The sequence below is a fragment of the Capnocytophaga stomatis genome (genome assembly GCF_002302635.1).
GTDB lineage: Bacteria > Bacteroidota > Bacteroidia > Flavobacteriales > Flavobacteriaceae > Capnocytophaga > Capnocytophaga stomatis.
Map to the genome: position 1 here is coordinate 131,383 of NZ_CP022387.1, position 18,423 is coordinate 149,805.

An 18,423-nucleotide genomic window follows, 5' to 3' on the forward strand; every position below is an offset into this window, starting at 1 on the left:
ATAATTTATAAATAAATTGTAAAAAATAATTTTTCAACATAAAACAAACAAAAATGGCAGTAGATTTACTTCTTGGGCTTCAATGGGGCGATGAAGGAAAAGGAAAAATCGTAGATGTACTTACACAAAAGTACGATATCATCGCACGTTTTCAAGGAGGTCCCAATGCTGGACACACTCTCGAATTCAACGGAATCAAACACGTTTTACATACCATCCCCTCAGGGATTTTCCACAAAAATGCAATAAATATTGTTGGAAATGGCGTGGTTATTGACCCCGTTATTTTCAAAAAAGAAATTGACGCTTTAGGAAAATTCAATATCGACCTGAAAAACAGATTATTAATATCCAGAAAAGCACATCTTATCTTGCCTACACACCGATTGCTTGATGCTGCTTCCGAAGCCTCAAAAGGAAAGGCAAAAATTGGCTCTACCTTAAAAGGAATAGGACCAACTTATATGGACAAAACGGGCAGAAATGGGCTTCGTGTGGGCGATATCGAACTGGCTGATTTTGAGACAAGATATCGCAATTTAACAGACAAGCACGAAGAAATGATTTCGCACTACAATGTGGAAATTCAATACAATCTGTCAGAATTGGAAGCAGAATTCTTTGAAGCTATCGAATCTCTGAAAAAACTTCAATTCATTGATAGTGAAGAATATATACATCAAGCTATTAAAAGCGGAAAAAAAATATTGGCAGAAGGAGCTCAAGGTTCATTGTTAGATATCGATTTCGGAACATATCCTTTTGTTACTTCTTCAAATACAACTGCCGCAGGAGCTTGTACAGGTTTGGGGGTTGCTCCAACACAAATTGGCGAGGTTTTAGGTATTTTCAAAGCTTACACTACACGTGTTGGAAGCGGACCTTTCCCAACTGAGCTTTTTGATGAAGATGGCGAAACAATGGGACGTGTGGGGCGTGAATTTGGTGCTACTACAGGACGTAAACGCCGTTGCGGATGGTTAGACTTGGTTGCACTGAAATATGCCGTGCAAGTGAATGGAGTGACGCAACTTATGATGATGAAAGCCGACGTTTTAAGTGGGTTTGAAACATTGAAAGTGTGTACTTCCTACAAATACAACGGCAAAGAAATCAATCATTTACCATATAATATCGAAGAGCAAAACGTAACTCCTATTTACACAGAAATGAAAGGATGGGCGAAAGATTTAACACAAATCACTGATACAGAAGAACTTCCAAAAGAATTAAATGATTATATTTCATTTTTAGAAAAAGAATTGGAAGTGCCTATCACACTTGTTTCAGTAGGTCCCGACCGAACACAAACCATTGTTAGATAATTATCTATTTATTTGAAAATTAATATGTCTGTTGCAAAAAAAGAATACAAACGTGTAACAACAAAGTCGTTAATTGATATGAAATCTCGCGGAGAGAAAATTTCAATGCTTACGGCTTACGATTATACATTTAGCAGAATCATTGACGGAGCGGGAATTGATGTAATTCTTGTAGGTGACTCTGCGAGTAACGTGATGGCAGGGCACGAAACCACTTTGCCAATTACCTTAGACCAAATGATTTACCACGCTTCATCGGTGGTTCGGGGGGCGGGACGTTCGCTGGTAGTTGTTGATTTACCTTTCGGTTCGTATCAGTCTAATCCCAAAGAAGCTCTCCGTTCAGCCATTCGTATTATGAAAGAAAGTGGCGGACACGCAGTAAAACTTGAAGGTGGAAAAGAAATCAAGGAAAGTATCAAACGCATCTTAAACGCCGGTATTCCTGTGATGGGTCATTTAGGATTAACTCCGCAATCAATCTATAAATTTGGTTCTTATACAGTTAGAGCTAAAGAAGAGGCGGAAGCTCAAAAACTAAAAGAAGATGCCATTATGCTGGAAAAAATGGGATGTTTTGCAATCGTTCTGGAAAAAGTTCCGGCAACTTTGGCAGAAGAAGTAGCCAAGAGTGTTAGTATCCCCGTTATAGGAATTGGAGCAGGAAATGGTGTTGATGGTCAAGTACTTGTACTTCACGATGTTTTAGGAATGACTAATGAATTTCACCCGAGATTTTTACGTCGTTATGCCAATTTGTATGATGAAATAACTTCGGCTGTTTCTCGTTATGTGGAAGATGTGAAAAACCTTGAATTTCCCAATAAAGAGGAATCTTATTAGAATTTTTCAGAAATTTCAGATTCAGAGTAAAATCCTGAATCTGAAACTTTTGAATATTGCATTCGTGTAATGTTTCGGCATCAGGGAAAAAATAGAACAGCAAAAAATAATTTACAAATTGCTGTGGTACTTTCGTTTGTAGCGGGAATTGTTAATGTGGTTGGTTTCTTGTTTTTAGGAAAGTTAACTACCAATGTAACAGGGCATTTTGCTCTTTTTATTTACGACGTTTCCATAATGGAATTCTGGAAAGGAACGATTTACTTTTTGTATATTTTTTCCTTTTTAGTAGGCTCATTTACATCGGGTTGGCTTATTGAAACAGCAAATCATTACAAAAAGCACAACGTTTTTGTTATTCCTACTTTGGTGGAGTGTTTTTTGTTGTTTACTGCAATGGTACTCAATCATTTTTTTACCGATTTCCCAACTGATATTACCGCCTGCATATTGCTTTTTGCTATGGGAGTACAAAATTCATTCGTAACGAAAATTTCTAATTCCATAGTCAGAACCACGCACCTTACAGGTTTATTCACAGATTTAGGAATCGAACTTTCTCAATGGATTTACCTGAAAAATAATAACTTAAAGACTCAGTTAGACAAAGTAAAATCAAACATCAAATTACGTTTATTCATCATTATTTTCTTCTTTTTAGGAGGATTAAGCGGTGGTTTTTTCTTCGTAAAAATGGAAATGAATCTGAAAGCTTTAACTATTCCCATCATTGTTTTGCTTTTAGGGCTTTTTTATGACGATTTTCGTTTTGTCTATCTTACGAAAAAAAGAAAATATGAAAATAACATCAAACGCAGAAAACCTACAAATACTTTACGAGGACAATCACCTGATAATCATAAACAAAAGGGCTGGAGACATCGTCCAAGGCGACAAAACGGGTGATTCTCCTTTAAGTGAAATTGTTAAAAAACACTTAAAAAATAAATACAATAAACCCGGTGAAGTTTTCCTCGGCGTGGTACATCGTTTAGACCGACCCACCACAGGAATTGTAGTTTTTGCAAAAACTTCCAAAGCCTTATCCAGATTAAATGCCTCATTTGCAGAGAAAAACACTATCGAAAAAACATATTGGGCAATTACAGAAAACTGCCCCTCTCCCACCGAAGGTTCTCTAACACATTGGCTTACAAGAAATACGGAAAAAAATAAATCCACAGCTCACAAAAAAGAAGTAAAAAATAGCAAAAAAGCGGTACTAAATTACAGATTACTGAAAAAATTAAATAATTACTATCTGCTGGAAATTCAGCTAATTACAGGAAGGCATCATCAAATTAGGTCGCAACTTTCTGCCATAGAATGCATTATAAAGGGAGATTTAAAATATGGTGCAAAACGCTCAAACCCAGACGGAAGCATCCATCTTCACGCACGAAAATTAAGTTTTATTCATCCTGTGAAGAAAGAAAAAATTGAAATCACAGCTCCTGTTCCTGACGAAAAGTTGTGGATTGCTTGTAACGATGGAATTTAGGAAATTTCTTCCTTCTGTTAAAAAATCGCTCCAACCCCGAAACTAACGCCCGAAGCCTTGCTTCCAGCCAAATTAACATATTGATATTTAACCCCTATGTTGTAATTTCTGAAATAAAACTTTGGTCCAATCGAAAAATGATAAACATCACTATTCCTAAAAGCACTGTACTTCAAGTCTGTATATAAAGAGAATGGTTTAATGAAGATTTCGTTTCCTAATTCGGTTGCAAATCCTAACTGATTGATTTCATTGCCTATATAACTTGCTCCGAGTCCCCAATGGAGAGAAACTCTCGGCGTTCTTATACGAAAATATTGCCCCGTAAGCGTGAATATATCCAATTTGCTGTTTTTGTTTGCTAACAATTTTTCCCAAAAATGCAAATATTCGGCTTTTAAAGCAAAGCGGTTTCCCAATCTGATTTTCAAGTTCAAATCATTCATAAAAAATTTACCTTTTTCAGAAAAATAGTAATTAGAACCTTCCAATCTCCAAAAAATATAGTCGTCCGAACGCACATAATTATAATCTCCTTTAGCTCCTGCGTAAAACGGATAAGGACTTAAAGTAGAATTATACATCTGACTTTCTTGTTCCAAAGGAGTTTCAAAAGCCACATAATACGCCAGAAATATAGTCAAATCCAACAAAATTCCTGCAAAAATCCCTTCACCAGAATAATGAGAACTGGAAGAAGAACGAGATGAATTTCTGTTAGAATTTGAAGCATTTCCGCCTTGAATTTGCAAATCTTGAGATAAATTTTCCTTTGCCTTTTCTATTTTACTCTGCCCTGAAACAGAAATAGTTAGCATTGAAAAAAGAATTATATAAATAAATTTCATCACAGTCAATTTTTTGAGATTGCTTCTTTATTCTGTTTCAAAATTCATCATCTTCGCTCGAAATTTCTTTTTTAAATGATTCCCAAGTACTTGGAGAAATTATTTCTGTAAACGAAACTTTTGCATTTCTGGCTTTTTCCATTATGTATTCCTCTCGTTCTTTGGACATTGGATGTGACTGAATCCATTTTAAAGCAGAAAATTCTCCCTTCCCAAAGGTTTTCATTAGCTCCGCAAAAGGCTTCGGATTTACCTGACTTTCAATAAGATAATCCACTCCCAGAAGGTCTGCCTCCTTTTCCATTTCTCTGCTAAAAGCCGACGAAGAAACCATTTGAACAATTTCTGTTGCGATTGATAAATCGGACTGACCTGAAATTAACGAAAGTAAAACGCCCAAACCCAATTCTTTTATGAGCGATTCCATAACGTGTTTGCGTTCGATGTGAGCTAACTCGTGTGCAATTACTCCGCTGAGAGCCTCCGGTGTTTCAGTTTTTTCAATCAATCCTGTGTAGATAACTAACTGACGGTCAGGAAGAGCAAAGGCATTAACTATCGGACTTTTGAATATGTAAACTCGAATACTTTCTGAATCAATCTGATTTGGTTTGCAAATTCTTGTAACTAAGCTATCAATCGTTTGAATAACATACGGATTTTCAACACTTTCAGCTTCAGACTTAAATTCGGAAATCATCATCTTTCCAAGCTCTTTTTCAAGTTTTTGAATATTTCGATTCTCTTTTATATCATTTATATTAACAAGCCCAACCCAATTAACTTGTTTTAACAAAAACCAAGTTCCTAAAAATGAAACAAGAATCAAAATTCCTCGGATAGCTATTTTACTCATCATTTTTCACTAATAAATCCGTAATATCTCCGTAAAACCACCAAATTAAGTGTTCTCCCTTACGCACTTTGGTTGCCGTATAAGCTGTCCCGATAAATTCCACAAAGTTGAACAGAAAAACAGTTATCAAATAAGCTATATAGCTATTAGTAACTTCCCATTTTCCAAAAATAATTGAGATTGTCCACCAAAAGCCAATCACATTTATCGGAAAAACAGACAGTTGTGATATCAACGCTTGCGTGCAATGCCAACGCACAAAGTAAGAGCTTCTTCTGTAAGCAAAAAAGAATACAAACGTAGCTAAAAGATTGACTATCGGGAAAGGCAACCCTACAATAATCGCCATCACGGACATCAAATAACTATTTGAAGCTCTTTCCTTATCGCTTTCGCTGATTCTGTAGCCTAATTTTTTGATTGTTATCATAATCCTTTTTGTATATTCCAAATCCAATTAAGTAATATCAAGAAAATCAGAGGAATATAAACATATGCTTTTTTCAAATACTCTTCCAATTTTATGTACATTTGATAAAATAAAGTTTTACGGAACACTAAATCATACAAAAGTACAAGCGGAGCTATCAATAAAAATAAAGAAGCCAATATCCCTAATGGATTCAAATAGAAAGATTTAACAAAATTCCCTTCAAAAAAAGAAACCACGGAACGAGTTGTCCCGCAAGAAGGACAAGGGATATCAGTTATGTGTTTGGACATACAGACCGTAAGCCCCACATCACTCTTATGAGTTAAAAAACTGATAATCAACCACCCCCAACCTACAACACAGAATATTGTAAAAAACGTATATGTGTTTTTTGCTGTCAATTAGAAAAGTGCTGCTTGTAAAATTTCTGCATTTTTATCACGTGTAGCATCCATAATCAAGAACCAATCGACGATTGTCCAAATCCCTAACCCTCCGCAGGTTAATAGTTTAGCTATTCCAAGCCCCGTATCACCGATATAGAAGCGATCAATTCCCAATTGTCCCACGAAAAATGAAATGATTAACGATGTGGTAGGATCTTTTAACTGAAGTGACTGTAAAGCAACCCAATGAGAGTCATCCAATTCAAGTAAACGCTGACGGATTTGAGGTACTAATTCACTTTTGAAAAATTTTGCGTTAGTAATGATAAACATATCTACTTTCTGAGCATCCATAAAAATATTTTTTAAGAAATAATGTGCAATATTACCATTTTTTTCTGAATTCTCATAATTTAGAAATACAAATAATCGTATATTTTCAGCAGTAAAACTCAGCCAATATTTTGTTCTTATGCCTTTTTATTGTACATTTGTAACCGAATTAAAAAGAAATGATTATGGCAAGCATCAGAAATTTAAAAAAAGAAATTAACTACGTTTTCGGAGATATTATTGACAGTGTTTTTCATTGGGAGTACACAAGCGGAAATTTTGGTGAAGGTTCGGAGCTTACCCTAGAAATTTTGGTAGCTTATGATGAATTAATCGAAAAAATTTATCACCGAAATGTTGAAAACAGAGGTGCTCATTTAAAGCAAGTTAGAAAAGATTTTGAGCAAAAAGCGGGAGCTTTCATCGGAAAATTGAACAAGTTGAGTTAATTTTTTTCGGAAAATAGTTGCAAATTAAAAAAAAGTTCTTACATTTGCACCCGCAATAACGCCGATATAGCTCAGTTGGCCAGAGCACGTGATTTGTAATCTCGGGGTCGTGGGTTCGAATCCCTCTATCGGCTCAAAAAACAAAGCCATCTTTTTAAAAAGGTGGCTTTTTTCATTTCCTTAACTTACAAAATTTTACAACCACACAATGACAAACATTCAGTACATTCAAAATCAGAATAATACGCTTCAAAAAAATCAGATTGAAAACACATTATTACTCCTTTCCGAAGGCTGTACAATTCCGTTTATTGCACGTTACAGAAAAGACAAAACACAAAATTTGGACGAAATAGCCATCGAGCAAATCTCAAAATGGCAAACAGAATATGAAAATATTCTCAAAAGAAAAGAAACTATTTTGACAGCCATTGAAGAGCAAGGAAAGCTATCCGATGATTTAAAACAAAAAATAGAACTTTGTTTTATTCTCAACGAACTGGAAGACATTTACTTACCTTACAAAAAGAGAAAAAAAACACGTGCCGATGTTGCCAAAGAAAAAGGATTGGAACCTTTGGCTAAAATCATTATGTCACAAAAAATCAATGATTTAGAATTTACTGCGTCAAAATATATTAATAAAGAAGTTCCCACAGAAAAAGAAGCTTTGCAAGGAGCTTCTGACATTATTGCCGAATGGATTAGCGAAAATATTTTTATCCGAAAAACTTTGAGACGTATGTTTCAACGCAACGCAAATATTATTTCGCAAGTGGTCAAAGCAAAAGCCGAAACTGAAGAGGCTCAAAAATTCTCAATGTATTTTGATTGGGAAGAAAATCTTTTGAAAACGCCTTCACATCGTATTTTAGCAATGCTTAGAGCTGAAAGTGAAGGTTTTGTACGATTAAAAGTAGAAATTGATTCGGAAGAAGCAATCAACTCTATAAGTAAGAACATCATCAAAACAAATGGAGAAGTTGCTGATTTTCTGAATGATGCGATTTCAGATAGCTATAAACGTCTTTTAGCACCTTCCATTGCAAATGAAACTTTACAAGAAGCTAAGGAACAAGCTGATAATAAGGCTATTCAAATTTTTGCTGAAAATTTGAAACAATTGTTATTGGCTGCTCCTCTTGGGGAGAAAAGAATTTTAGCCATCGACCCCGGATTCAAAACTGGTTGTAAGGTTGTGTGTTTGGATGAAAAAGGAGATTTATTACACAACGAAACTATTTTTCCGCATCCTCCGCAAAAAGATACCACAATGGCGATGAAAAAAATCAAATCAATGGTTAATTCCTACAAAATTGAAGCTATCGCCATCGGAAACGGAACAGCCTCACGCGAAACGGAATTATTCATAAAAAACGTAGCTTTCGGCTCTCCTTTGCAAGTTTTTGTAGTCAATGAAGCGGGTGCTTCGGTGTATTCAGCGTCAAAAATAGCACGTGATGAGTTCCCCAACTATGACGTTACAGTACGTGGAGCCGTATCGATAGGCAGACGCCTTTCTGACCCCTTGGCAGAATTGGTGAAAATTGACCCTAAAGCAATTGGAGTGGGACAATATCAGCACGATGTAAACCAAACAAAACTAAAAGAAGAACTTGATTCTGTTGTAATTAGATGTGTAAATTCAGTAGGTGTAAACCTCAATACGGCAGGAAAATCTCTTCTTTCATATGTATCCGGAATTGGAGAAAAAATGGCGGAAAACATTGTAAAATATCGTTCCGAAAAAGGAGCTTTCTCTGAAAGAGAGGAACTTTTGAGCGTTCCAAGATTAGGAGCAAAAGCTTACCAACAAGCGGTTGCTTTTTTACGTATTCACGAGGGGAAAAATCCGTTGGACAATTCAGCTGTACATCCTGAGGCTTACCCGATTGTTCAAAAAATGGCAAATGACTTAGACATTTCACCAGAGAAACTTATCGGTAATAAAGAAGCTATAAACAAAGTAAACATCCAAAAGTATATCAATGATAACGTGGGAGTTATCTATTTGAAAGATATTCTAAAAGAATTGGAAAAACCCGGATTAGACCCGCGTAAATCTGCTAAAATCTTTGAGTTTGACCCCAATGTAAAAACTTTTGATGATGTAAAAATAGGAATGATTTTACCCGGCATTGTCAATAATATCACGGCTTTTGGCTGTTTTGTTGATATCGGAATAAAAGAAAGCGGACTTATCCACATTTCACAGCTAAAAGAAGGTTATGTGGCTGATGTAAATGATGTTGTGAAAATGCATCAACATATTACCGTAAAAGTAGTTGATGTTGATTATCAGCGAAAAAGAATCGGGCTAAGTTTAGTCAGTTAAAAAATAAAAATCTCCAGAAATCATAAATTTCTGGAGATTTTTTCACTTAGCATTTTTATAATGGTTCATTAGTTTCCTATGAAACTCTTTCTCTGCATCTTTTAGTAAAAGCAGCTTCTTAGCGGAAATTATCTTCAAAAGCTCTTTATCCTTTTCTTTGCTCACTTGCCGTATTTTATCACCAAGTTCACTGTCTCTTTTTAAAATTTCCAATGCTTCCTTTTCCGTCAAATCTTTTTTTCTTTCACAACCTTTTTTTCTGCAACTTCTCGCTTGGTCGTGCAAATTATGCAAAGTTTCGCTATATTTTTCATATATAGGCCAAAAAACCTTTGCTTCATCTGGCGTAAGGTCTATTTTTTCAGTAATATACCCTATTTTTAGCGTTTTTATTCGTTCATAATTGTCTTCTTTCTGAGAAAAAAGCGAAAAATTGACAAAAAAGAACAAAATAATAGTAAAAATAACCCTCATAATGTATTTTTTTAGTAATTCTCTTCTATATTATAATCATATTCTCGTAAATAATCATCAAGATTTTCCATATTTTGACTCTCATTCACGATAGAACTATTCAGACTCACAGTTTCCAATTGTTCTAAAATCAAGTATGTTTTATCTTCTCCTAAATAACTATTATTCAGATAATTTTGTATTTCTACGGAAGTTAAATCTGAAAACTGAACACTTTTCAAAGAATTTTGAGAAACATAAATCCAAACCGACGAAACAAGCAATACAGCCAAAACGGAAGCCACCGCATACTTAACAATTGGCAAATAGAATGTTTTTGTTTTTTTGGTTGTGGCTTTTAAAATCGACTCTCTTGATTGCTCAAAATAAGCCTCCGGAACTTTAAACTCTTGTTTTTTTGGTATAACAAACTCAATATCAATCCTATTTCTAAGATTTTTCTTAAAATCATCGAAATACGTTTCCGGAACTTTCATTCCTGAGTTTATATTTAATTTATCTTGTTCCATATCTAAGCGTAAGACGATAAAATTTGTAAAAAGTTTAATGCGTTTCCAAATAATTTTTAATTTTCTGAACGGCGTGGTGGTATGATGCTTTCAAGGCTCCTACCGAAGTATCTAATATTTCAGATATTTGTTCGTATTTCAATTCTTCAAAATACTTCATATTGAACACAAGTTGCTGTTTTTCAGGAAGTGTTGCAATTGCTTTCTGAAATTTAATCTGAATTTCATCTCCTTCAAAATAAACATCAGCCTCCAAGTGCATACTTCTGCTATATTGCAAATCTTCGATAGAACAATTTCGTTCGTTGGCTTTTTTCTTCAAAAAATCAAGAGCTTGGTTTGTAGCTATTCGGTAAATCCACGAAAATAAAGAACTTTCACCTCTGAATTTATCAATATTGCGAAAAATTTTAATAAAAGTTTCTTGTAACACATCATCGGCATCGTCGTGCGAGATGACCATTTTTCGGATATGCCAATAAAGTTTCCTTTGGTATGTATCTACCAGAAATTCAAAGGCTTTTGAACGTGTTTTTGAATCTTGAAGCAGCGTTATGAGTTCTTTTTCTTCCAAATTTATGATTCAAAAGATTGCATTTCAACTAATTTTTTGTACATACCTTGCCTTTGTAAAAGCTCATTGTGCGTACCTTGTTCCACTATGCGTCCTTTTTGCATAACTACTATCAAATCAGCTTTTTGAATGGTTGAAAGACGGTGAGCAATTACAATGGAAGTTCTATTTTTCATCATATTTTCCAACGCATTTTGTACCAAACGCTCGCTTTCGGTATCAAGTGCAGAAGTTGCTTCATCCAAAATCATAATTGGTGGATTCTTCAAAACCGCACGGGCAATGCTCAATCGTTGTTTTTGTCCTCCACTTAGCTTACCTCCTGAATCTCCGATATTTGTATCGAACTGTTCTGGCAAATCTTTAATAAATTCATAAGCATTCGCCACTTTAGTAGCTTCTAAAATTTCTTGCTCATTTGCGTTCTGCTTTCCAATAAGTAAGTTATTTTTAACAGTGTCATTGAACAATATTGAATCCTGCGAAACCACTCCTATCAAACGACGTAATGAGCTTATTTTTAAATCTTTAACATTAACACCGTCAATTTCAATACTCCCTTCACTTACATCATAAAAGCGTGTAATTAAATTGGCAATAGTACTCTTTCCACTTCCTGACTGCCCTACTAAAGCAATTGTTTTTCCTTTTGGAATTTCTAAAGAAAAATCAGTTAAAACCTCCTTATCATCATAACCGAATGTAATATTTTTCAATACAATCGAAGATTTAAATTCCTGTATATCAACAGCATTATTTTTTTCCTGAATTGGGCTTTCGTATTCCAAAACCTCAAATACACGTTCGGCGGCGGCATTTCCTCTTTTCAAATCATAAGAAGCTTTACTAATTGCCTTTGCCGGAGTTAAAATATTGTAAGCCAACCCCATAAAGGCAATAAAAGCAGCTCCGTCCAAGGTTTTGTCAACCAAAACCATAGTTCCTCCAAACCACAACAAAACAGCAATCATCAGGATACCAAGAAATTCACTCATTGGTGAGGCTAAATTCTGTCTATTCGCCAAGTTATTAGCCAATTTAAAAAAGCGTGAAGTAGAATCCTCAAATTTATTCTGAAAAACTTTTTCAGCATTGAAAGCCTTCACAACTCGCAGTCCGCCAACGGTTTCTTCTATGAGAGATAAAAATCGTCCTTGTTCTTGCTGTACTTTGGTGGATTGCTTTTTTAAGGATTTCCCAATTTTAGAAATAATCCAGCCTGATACCGGAATAAAAATAAAAGTGAAAATTGTTAATTTCACACTGATTCCCAGCATCATAACAATCGAAAAAATAATTGTAAGAGGCTCTCTGATAATTAGTTCCAATATCGAAAGAAAAGAATGTTGCACCTCCCCTACATCACCCGCCACACGTGCGATTATATCACCTTTTCGTTGCTCGGAAAAGTAAGAAAGTGGCAAATTTGTTATTTTTTTGTAAAGTGCATTTCGCAAATCCTTTAGTACGCCGTTACGCAGATGTGTGATGAAAAACACTGCAATATAATTGAATGCGTTTTTAAGCAAGAAAAGTACAATTACAAGGGCAATAACAATGGTTAAAGCAGAAACAGAATCTTCTCCTACAATATTTGATATTCTGTAATTTAGCAAATTTTTACCATAACTTACCAAATCCGAAACTTTGCCTGAAAAAACAGGTTCTTCGGTTATTTTTTGGGCGTCTTTTCCAAATAAAATATCCAACATCGGGATAAGTGCCACGAATGAAATAGCACTAAAAAGTGCGTACAAAATATTAAAAAAAACATTCAGAAAAGCGTATTTCTTATAAGGAAGTATGTAAGGTATAAATTTCTTTAAATACGGACTCATTGTTGATTAAATTGATTAAAGCTCAAAATCATCATTTTTTATATTGATTTTGAGCTTTTAATTTCTATCCTTTGTATTTTTTTATGGTTTCTTTACGTTGAATTTTTCCGTTGCCAGTGAGTTCAAACTTAGGCATAAAATAAATGGCTCTGGGAACTTCATACTTCAGGATTTCCTTATCCATATACAAATCGTGAGCCAAATTCGGATAATCTTCCTCGCTTCCTTCTACGTAAAGCACAGCTCTTTGCCCGAGTTGCTCATCTTCCTCACCTACAAGGAAATAATTATTCTTAATATATTTCTTGATTTTGCGTTCAACACTTTCAGGGAACACCTTAAATCCTCCCGAATTAATTACATTATCCAAACGCCCTAACCAAACAAATTCAGTGTCTGAAATTAATTTGACAATATCATTTGTAATAATCTCGTGGTCAGATATTTGAGGAGCATTTATAATCAAACATTTTCTCTCGTCTTGATGAAATGTTACATCCGGAAGAGCTTTGTAACTTTCTTCGTGGGATTTCGTGTGGTTAACGTGTCGCATTGCAATGTGCGAGATAGTTTCCGTCATTCCGTAAGAAGAATAAACTTCTGTTGAAACATTCTGTAGCTTGGCTTCCAATTCATTATCAACTGCAGCACCTCCAAGAATTAATTTTTTTACGCGGTGCAAATCGTACAGCGATTTTGAGGCTTGTAACGGAATCATTGCAGTAAAATCATAATCTTTATTCGTTAAAGCCAATGGCATCGATGAAGGCTGAATAATATCCAAATGCAATCCTAATACAATAGAACGAATTATCATCATTTTTCCTGCGATAAAATCAGCTGGCAAACACAACAAAGCCGTGTTTTTAGGTGATAAATTCAGGTATTTTCCCGTAGCCAAAGCCGAATTTACCATATGTTGCTTTTTCAAACGAATTACTTTGGGAATTCCTGTTGAACCTGAGGTAACTGCCTCAATATAATCATTATCATCAAGCCAATTCAACAAAAAATTTCCGATAGACTTTCGGTAAGGCTCTCCATCTTTGATGTATTCCATAGCCAAAACTACCAAATCCTCTCTATCAACAGAAAAACCATTGATTTTCAAATGTCTATCTACAAAAGTATAATCTATTTTATCCATTTCCTTTTCTTGCATCTTTCTAAAACTAAAACAAGTTGCAAATGTACAAAAAAGATTTGAAGTCCGATAAAAATTTATATTTTCAAAAACAGATTTTAACGAATTATCAGCAATCATTTTCAGATTAATTTTAACAAAAGGTAAGGATTCGGCAATTTTCAAGAATTGAATTTTTGCAATAATCTAAAAATCAAACCATAAAAAATTAATTTCAAAAAACAGTTCTTTTTGTTTGAAATTTGAAAAGAAAGTTATTAAATTCGCAGAAAAAATAATATTATGGAAAATTTGGATTTCAATTTAACTATCGAAAAAATAAAAGAAAGCCGTATCAACCAAGTAGATTTCTCGAAATTGGCTTTTGGGCAAACTTTTTCTGACCATATGTTTGTATGTCATTACAAAAACGGACAGTGGCAACAACCTCAAATTAAGCCATATGCACCGATTTCTTTGGAGCCTTCCGCAAGTGTTTTTCATTATGGACAGGCGATTTTTGAAGGAATGAAAGCATATAAAGACGATAATGACGACATTTTCCTCTTCCGTCCGGAAGAAAACTACAAACGTATGAACAAATCGGCTGTGCGTTTGGCTATTCCTGAATTTCCTGAAAAATGGTTTGATGAAGGGCTGAAAACTCTTTTAAAAATTGATAAGGATTGGATTAAAAAAGGAGTTGGAAATTCGTTATATGTTCGTCCTTTTATTATTGGAACTTCAACCGGAATAATGGCTTCTCCTTCAAAGGAATACATATTTTTCATTATTACTTCTCCCGTGCAAGCCTATTACGGAGGCGATGTAAAAGTAAAAATTGCGGACTATTACAGCCGTGCTGCCAATGGAGGTTTCGGGGCGGCAAAAGCAGCAGGAAACTATGCAGGACAGTTTTATCCTACACAATTGGCAATTCAAGAAGGATATCAGCAAATCATTTGGACGGATGATACAACTCACGAGTTTTTGGAAGAAGCCGGAATGATGAATCTTTTCTTCCGAATTGATAATAAGCTAATTACTTGCCCTACCAGCGACCGTATTTTAGATGGTGTTACGCGTAAAAGTGTGCTTGCTATCGCGGAAAAATTAGGCATAGAAACGGAAGTTCGTCCTATAAAAGTTCAGGAATTGTTATCAGCCGCTGAAAAAGGCACGCTTCAGGAAATATTCGGAAGTGGAACTGCTGCTGTTATCAGTCCAATTTCAGGATTTGGTTATAAAGAGAAGGATTATGTAGTTAATCGTCCTGCTGACCTATATGCCTCAAAAATCAAAGAAGCTATCTTAAATATCCAATACAACAAATCGGAAGATTCTTTTGGCTGGAGAGTGAAGGTTGTTTAAATCATTGATAATAAAGACCCAACAAAAAAATTTAAATATTTTCTTAAAAAAAGTATTGAAAACATTTGGAGTTTTAAAATAAAGCTGTATCTTTGCAACCGATTTAGAAAATAGCTGGCCTCGTAGCTCAACTGAATAGAGCACTTGATTACGGCTCAAGAGGTTTCAGGTTTGAATCCTGACGAGGTCACAAAATATAAAAAAACTCACTGTAAAGCAGTGAGTTTTTTCGTTTTAATAAAATTTTATAATCGAAATATATCTTCAAGATTATAGATGTCTCAACACTTTTTAAGATTGTAATCAAAAAATCACACATTATGTTTTTCTTTCTTTTTCAGGTAATTCTCCCTGAAGTTTCTTCCTTGCCGTTTGTACAATTTATTCCGATTCTTTCTGTCATTCCAAAAAATAAGCAAAAAGAACACAGGAATAATCAACAATCCCCATAACCACCACATATTATTATATTTTTAAAATCATTTTTTTCTGAAATCACTGTCTATCAATCCGTCACGCAAACGAATGATACGATGTGCGTGCTGAGCAATATCTTCCTCGTGTGTTACCAAAATAACTGTATTTCCTTTTTGGTGAATTTCATCAAAAAGTGCCATAATTTCGTACGAAGTTTTCGAGTCCAAATTTCCGGTAGGCTCATCTGCTAAAATAATGGAAGGATGATTCACCAAAGCCCTTGCCACAGCCACCCTTTGCCTTTGTCCGCCCGATAATTCATTAGGTTTATGCATCATTCTATCTCCAAGTCCCACAAGTTCAAGCACTTCTTTGGCTCGCTCTCGTCGCTTATCTTTTCCTATTCCCGCATAAATCATCGGCAGAGCTACGTTATCGAGTGCAGTAGTTCTGGGCATCAGATTGAACGTCTGAAAAACAAATCCAATTTCCTTGTTACGAATATCAGCAAGTTCTCCATCGGAAAGTTTGCTAACATCTCTTCCATTAAGAATATATTCCCCTGAGGTTGGCGTGTCCAAACAACCTAAAATATTCATCAAAGTTGATTTTCCCGAGCCCGAAGGTCCCATAAGTGCCACATATTCACCTTTTTCAATTGACAAAAAGATGCCTTTTAACACGTGCAAAACTTCGCTCCCTAATTTAAAATCACGTTTGATATTTCTAATCTCTAATAAACTCATATTTTTCAAAAATTAAATGTTTTGACAGTTTTTACAACATTTCAAATGATAAAACTTCAACTATTTTTTTGCGAATGTACTAAAAAATCATCATACTTTAATATAAAAAACTTCCTTTTTTTGCTCCCTACGTATGAAAACATATCCTTGCGTGAAGGTATTTATGCAAGCAGTGGTTTTGGAATAATTTATCAATTTTTGCCAATGAATTTTATTACAATTTTTATTTATACCATTAATTATCAACACACTATCGTTATGCATTCTTTCCAGAAAAGATGTAATGTCTAAATTTTCAGCTTCTTTATTTATAAAAATCAAATCGTATTTCTGTTTATCAAAATCAGAAGAAATTTTTGTTTCAACGGAAATATTTTTTCCTGTGAACTGCAACGCTTCTCGAATATTTTTATCATTTACAAAAATATGTTTTGCATCAAAATATTCAATAAATTGCAATAACATTTGAAATTTTCTTTCAGAAATTCTCATTTTTTTGAAATCGTACATTTCTTTATTCTGAATTTTGCTTTTTACACGCAAACAATTGTTATTCAATCCAAAAACAAACGGAGAATGAACTCCGTGAAGATGAATTGACTTAAAAAAAAACAAAATATAATCAAAAATAAACTTCATCGCCTTTGTATAATTCAATCACAAAAATAGAAAAAACAATTCATAAATTTCTCGTATCCGAAAAAAGTTATATATTGCGGGGTTAATCAGAAATATAAAAAACAATTCTTTTTATTTTGACTTCGTTATGAAAAAAAGTACAAAAATCGCATTACATTGGCAAATTCTTATTGGTATGTTAGCCGGAGGTTTGTTAGCCCTCTTGATGTTACAATTTTCGTGGGGAAAAAATTTCGTGTTGGATTATGTAAAACCTTTCGGAAATATTTTTATTAAGTCATTAAAAATCATAGCAATACCTTTAATTTTGGCTTCTCTTATCAAAGGAATTTCCGATTTAAAAGATATTTCCAAATTCTCCCGAATCGGTACGAGAACAATCGTCATATATATGCTGACAACGGTTTTGGCAGTTTCTATCGGGCTAACAGTGGCAAACATCGTTAAACCGGGAAAAATGCTGAAAGAAGAAACACGTATCGAATTAATGGAAAACTTTAAATCACAAGCAGATAGAAGCATAAGTATCGCTCAAAAACAAAAAGAAGCCCGACCGTTGGACGCCATAGAAAACTTAGTACCGGACAACCTCTTTTTGTCGGCAACGGACAATGCCAATATGCTTCAAATCATTTTCTGTGCGATATTATTCGGATTTGCAATGATTCTAATTCCTGAAGAAAAGACCAAACCCGTAAAAGATTTCTTCAACAGCCTAAACGATATAATACTGAAAATCATCGATTTGATAATGAAATTTGCTCCCTACGGAGTATTTGCCCTCATTGCCGGATTAATCGTGGAAGTACCTAATTCTGAAGTACTTTCTGCCCTGCTCGTTTACGCCCTATGTGTGTTTGCCGGCTTAACAATCTTGATGGGAATGTATTGTATTTTAGTGTGGACTTTCACTAAAAGAACCCCGAAATTCTTCTTGCAAAAGATGGCTCCCGTTCAGCTTTTAGCTTTTTCAACAAGCTCAAGTTCAGCAACAATGCCTCTAACGATGGAACGTGTGGAAGATGAATTAGGTGTAGATGAGGAAGTTGCGAGTTTTGTAGTTCCTTTAGGGGCAACTATAAATATGGACGGAACAAGCCTATATCTTGGAATTGCAACTATTTTCATTGCTCAAGCCTCTGGAATGGATTTGAGTTTCACGGCTCAGCTTGGAATTGTTGTCACTGCAACATTGGCTTCTATCGGGGCGGCTGGCGTTCCTGGTGCCAGTATTGCTATGCTTGTGATTATTTTGGAACAAGCTGGCATTCCTGAAGCAGGCTTGGCATTAATTTTCGCTGTTGACCGTCCGTTGGATATGATGCGAACTGTCGCAAATGTTACGGGAGATGCCTGTGTTGCAATGATTGTAGGAAAATCCGTAGGAAAACTGCACGAGGTAAAAGAAAAAGAATAATTCAAT

21 protein-coding genes and 2 tRNA genes are annotated in these 18,423 nt (G+C 34.8%); 10 read left to right on the top strand and 13 right to left on the bottom strand.

Annotated elements, in window-relative coordinates:
* The first annotated feature begins 53 nt into the window (after positions 1-53).
* The 4 genes from CGC58_RS00590 (at position 54) to CGC58_RS00605 (ending at position 3,669) form a co-directional block, all read left to right on the top strand.
* Positions 54-1,325, top strand: coding sequence for an adenylosuccinate synthase (locus CGC58_RS00590; protein WP_095894639.1), 1,272 nt, complete (start codon positions 54-56; stop codon positions 1,323-1,325).
* Between the two features lie 24 nt (positions 1,326-1,349).
* Positions 1,350-2,168, top strand: a complete 819-nt coding sequence (gene panB, locus CGC58_RS00595; protein WP_095894640.1) for a 3-methyl-2-oxobutanoate hydroxymethyltransferase — start codon at positions 1,350-1,352, stop codon at positions 2,166-2,168.
* Between the two features lie 69 nt (positions 2,169-2,237).
* A complete protein-coding gene (locus CGC58_RS00600; RefSeq protein ID WP_095894641.1) occupies positions 2,238-3,074 on the top strand; it encodes a YoaK family protein in 837 nt (278 codons plus the stop codon).
* A complete protein-coding gene (locus CGC58_RS00605; protein ID WP_095894642.1) occupies positions 2,965-3,669 on the top strand; it encodes an RluA family pseudouridine synthase in 705 nt (234 codons plus the stop codon). The genes CGC58_RS00600 and CGC58_RS00605 overlap by 110 nt, the downstream gene beginning before the upstream one ends.
* 17 nt (positions 3,670-3,686) lie before the next feature.
* Here the strand turns inward: CGC58_RS00605 and CGC58_RS00610 are convergent, their stop codons facing one another.
* The 5 genes from CGC58_RS00610 to CGC58_RS00630 are packed head-to-tail and all read right to left on the bottom strand — an operon-like array spanning position 3,687 to position 6,546.
* Positions 3,687-4,517, bottom strand: coding sequence for a hypothetical protein (locus CGC58_RS00610; protein ID WP_157909165.1), 831 nt, complete (start codon positions 4,515-4,517; stop codon positions 3,687-3,689).
* Positions 4,518-4,554: 37 nt separating this feature from the next.
* Entirely contained in the window at positions 4,555-5,376 is an 822-nt protein-coding gene (locus CGC58_RS00615) for a M48 family metallopeptidase (protein ID WP_095894644.1), read from the bottom strand.
* Positions 5,366-5,803, bottom strand: coding sequence for a DUF4870 domain-containing protein (locus CGC58_RS00620; protein WP_095894645.1), 438 nt, complete (start codon positions 5,801-5,803; stop codon positions 5,366-5,368). The genes CGC58_RS00615 and CGC58_RS00620 overlap by 11 nt, the downstream gene beginning before the upstream one ends.
* The gene (locus CGC58_RS00625; protein WP_095894646.1) at positions 5,800-6,207 is read right to left on the bottom strand and encodes a DUF2752 domain-containing protein; all 408 of its coding nucleotides are present in this window, start codon (positions 6,205-6,207) and stop codon (positions 5,800-5,802) included. The genes CGC58_RS00620 and CGC58_RS00625 overlap by 4 nt, the downstream gene beginning before the upstream one ends.
* A complete protein-coding gene (locus CGC58_RS00630; protein WP_095894647.1) occupies positions 6,208-6,546 on the bottom strand; it encodes a TM2 domain-containing protein in 339 nt (112 codons plus the stop codon).
* 164 nt (positions 6,547-6,710) lie between these two features.
* On the opposite strand from CGC58_RS00630, the gene CGC58_RS00635 reads away from it, so the two are divergent.
* The 3 genes from CGC58_RS00635 to CGC58_RS00645 all read left to right on the top strand — a co-directional run bounded on the left by CGC58_RS00635 (position 6,711) and on the right by CGC58_RS00645 (position 9,309).
* A complete protein-coding gene (locus CGC58_RS00635; RefSeq protein ID WP_095894648.1) occupies positions 6,711-6,974 on the top strand; it encodes a hypothetical protein in 264 nt (87 codons plus the stop codon).
* Between the two features lie 60 nt (positions 6,975-7,034).
* Positions 7,035-7,108: transfer RNA gene (locus tag CGC58_RS00640), tRNA-Thr, on the top strand.
* A 74-nt stretch (positions 7,109-7,182) separates the two neighbouring features.
* Positions 7,183-9,309 (top strand): Tex family protein, encoded by a 2,127-nt coding sequence (locus tag CGC58_RS00645; protein WP_095894649.1) that lies wholly within the window; start codon positions 7,183-7,185, stop codon positions 9,307-9,309.
* Positions 9,310-9,351: 42 nt separating this feature from the next.
* Here the strand turns inward: CGC58_RS00645 and CGC58_RS00650 are convergent, their stop codons facing one another.
* The 5 genes from CGC58_RS00650 to CGC58_RS00670 form a co-directional block, all read right to left on the bottom strand.
* Positions 9,352-9,783 carry a hypothetical protein gene (locus CGC58_RS00650; protein WP_095894650.1) on the bottom strand — a complete coding sequence of 144 codons (432 nt, stop codon included), beginning with the start codon at positions 9,781-9,783 and terminating at the stop codon, positions 9,352-9,354.
* 11 nt (positions 9,784-9,794) lie between these two features.
* Positions 9,795-10,292 carry a hypothetical protein gene (locus tag CGC58_RS00655; RefSeq protein WP_095894651.1) on the bottom strand — a complete coding sequence of 166 codons (498 nt, stop codon included), beginning with the start codon at positions 10,290-10,292 and terminating at the stop codon, positions 9,795-9,797.
* Positions 10,293-10,326: 34 nt separating this feature from the next.
* Positions 10,327-10,866, bottom strand: coding sequence for an RNA polymerase sigma factor (locus CGC58_RS00660; protein WP_095894652.1), 540 nt, complete (start codon positions 10,864-10,866; stop codon positions 10,327-10,329).
* Between the two features lie 2 nt (positions 10,867-10,868).
* Entirely contained in the window at positions 10,869-12,704 is a 1,836-nt protein-coding gene (locus CGC58_RS00665) for an ABC transporter ATP-binding protein (RefSeq protein ID WP_095894653.1), read from the bottom strand.
* A gap of 64 nt (positions 12,705-12,768) precedes the next feature.
* Positions 12,769-13,851, bottom strand: coding sequence for an AMP-binding protein (locus CGC58_RS00670; protein WP_095897047.1), 1,083 nt, complete (start codon positions 13,849-13,851; stop codon positions 12,769-12,771).
* A gap of 279 nt (positions 13,852-14,130) precedes the next feature.
* Here CGC58_RS00670 and CGC58_RS00675 point away from each other — a divergent pair, with 279 nt between their 5' ends.
* Both CGC58_RS00675 and CGC58_RS00680 read left to right on the top strand, forming a co-directional pair.
* Positions 14,131-15,198 (top strand): branched-chain amino acid aminotransferase, encoded by a 1,068-nt coding sequence (locus tag CGC58_RS00675; RefSeq protein WP_095894654.1) that lies wholly within the window; start codon positions 14,131-14,133, stop codon positions 15,196-15,198.
* A 116-nt stretch (positions 15,199-15,314) separates the two neighbouring features.
* A tRNA-Arg gene (locus CGC58_RS00680) sits at positions 15,315-15,388 on the top strand.
* A 121-nt stretch (positions 15,389-15,509) separates the two neighbouring features.
* Here the strand turns inward: CGC58_RS00680 and CGC58_RS12780 are convergent.
* From CGC58_RS12780 to CGC58_RS00690, 3 genes are all read right to left on the bottom strand, one after another.
* Entirely contained in the window at positions 15,510-15,659 is a 150-nt protein-coding gene (locus CGC58_RS12780; RefSeq protein WP_198540737.1) for a hypothetical protein, read from the bottom strand.
* A gap of 18 nt (positions 15,660-15,677) precedes the next feature.
* Positions 15,678-16,361 (bottom strand): ABC transporter ATP-binding protein, encoded by a 684-nt coding sequence (locus CGC58_RS00685; protein ID WP_095894655.1) that lies wholly within the window; start codon positions 16,359-16,361, stop codon positions 15,678-15,680.
* 90 nt (positions 16,362-16,451) lie between these two features.
* Entirely contained in the window at positions 16,452-17,000 is a 549-nt protein-coding gene (locus CGC58_RS00690) for a hypothetical protein (RefSeq protein WP_095894656.1), read from the bottom strand.
* A 127-nt stretch (positions 17,001-17,127) separates the two neighbouring features.
* Between CGC58_RS00690 and CGC58_RS00695 the strand changes: the two genes are divergently transcribed.
* Positions 17,128-18,417 carry a dicarboxylate/amino acid:cation symporter gene (locus CGC58_RS00695; RefSeq protein WP_095894657.1) on the top strand — a complete coding sequence of 430 codons (1,290 nt, stop codon included), beginning with the start codon at positions 17,128-17,130 and terminating at the stop codon, positions 18,415-18,417.
* Positions 18,418-18,423: the final 6 nt, after the last annotated feature.

What these genes read in the sequence shown, in the direction of transcription:
- CGC58_RS00590 (WP_095894639.1), top strand. Translation starts at nt 54, where the DNA reads ATGGCAGTAGATTTACTTCTTGGGCTTCAATGGGGCGATGAAGGAAAA.
- CGC58_RS12780 (WP_198540737.1), bottom strand. Translation starts at nt 15,659, where the DNA reads ATGTGGTGGTTATGGGGATTGTTGATTATTCCTGTGTTCTTTTTGCTT.
- CGC58_RS00665 (WP_095894653.1), bottom strand. Translation starts at nt 12,704, where the DNA reads ATGAGTCCGTATTTAAAGAAATTTATACCTTACATACTTCCTTATAAG.
- CGC58_RS00655 (WP_095894651.1), bottom strand. Translation starts at nt 10,292, where the DNA reads ATGGAACAAGATAAATTAAATATAAACTCAGGAATGAAAGTTCCGGAA.
- CGC58_RS00635 (WP_095894648.1), top strand. Translation starts at nt 6,711, where the DNA reads ATGGCAAGCATCAGAAATTTAAAAAAAGAAATTAACTACGTTTTCGGA.
- CGC58_RS00695 (WP_095894657.1), top strand. Translation starts at nt 17,128, where the DNA reads ATGAAAAAAAGTACAAAAATCGCATTACATTGGCAAATTCTTATTGGT.
- CGC58_RS00675 (WP_095894654.1), top strand. Translation starts at nt 14,131, where the DNA reads ATGGAAAATTTGGATTTCAATTTAACTATCGAAAAAATAAAAGAAAGC.
- CGC58_RS00600 (WP_095894641.1), top strand. Translation starts at nt 2,238, where the DNA reads ATGTTTCGGCATCAGGGAAAAAATAGAACAGCAAAAAATAATTTACAA.
- CGC58_RS00670 (WP_095897047.1), bottom strand. Translation starts at nt 13,851, where the DNA reads ATGGATAAAATAGATTATACTTTTGTAGATAGACATTTGAAAATCAAT.
- CGC58_RS00690 (WP_095894656.1), bottom strand. Translation starts at nt 17,000, where the DNA reads ATGAAGTTTATTTTTGATTATATTTTGTTTTTTTTTAAGTCAATTCAT.
- CGC58_RS00610 (WP_157909165.1), bottom strand. Translation starts at nt 4,517, where the DNA reads ATGAAATTTATTTATATAATTCTTTTTTCAATGCTAACTATTTCTGTT.
- CGC58_RS00615 (WP_095894644.1), bottom strand. Translation starts at nt 5,376, where the DNA reads ATGATGAGTAAAATAGCTATCCGAGGAATTTTGATTCTTGTTTCATTT.
- CGC58_RS00605 (WP_095894642.1), top strand. Translation starts at nt 2,965, where the DNA reads ATGAAAATAACATCAAACGCAGAAAACCTACAAATACTTTACGAGGAC.
- CGC58_RS00650 (WP_095894650.1), bottom strand. Translation starts at nt 9,783, where the DNA reads ATGAGGGTTATTTTTACTATTATTTTGTTCTTTTTTGTCAATTTTTCG.
- CGC58_RS00630 (WP_095894647.1), bottom strand. Translation starts at nt 6,546, where the DNA reads ATGGATGCTCAGAAAGTAGATATGTTTATCATTACTAACGCAAAATTT.
- CGC58_RS00645 (WP_095894649.1), top strand. Translation starts at nt 7,183, where the DNA reads ATGACAAACATTCAGTACATTCAAAATCAGAATAATACGCTTCAAAAA.
- CGC58_RS00620 (WP_095894645.1), bottom strand. Translation starts at nt 5,803, where the DNA reads ATGATAACAATCAAAAAATTAGGCTACAGAATCAGCGAAAGCGATAAG.
- CGC58_RS00685 (WP_095894655.1), bottom strand. Translation starts at nt 16,361, where the DNA reads ATGAGTTTATTAGAGATTAGAAATATCAAACGTGATTTTAAATTAGGG.
- panB (WP_095894640.1), top strand. Translation starts at nt 1,350, where the DNA reads ATGTCTGTTGCAAAAAAAGAATACAAACGTGTAACAACAAAGTCGTTA.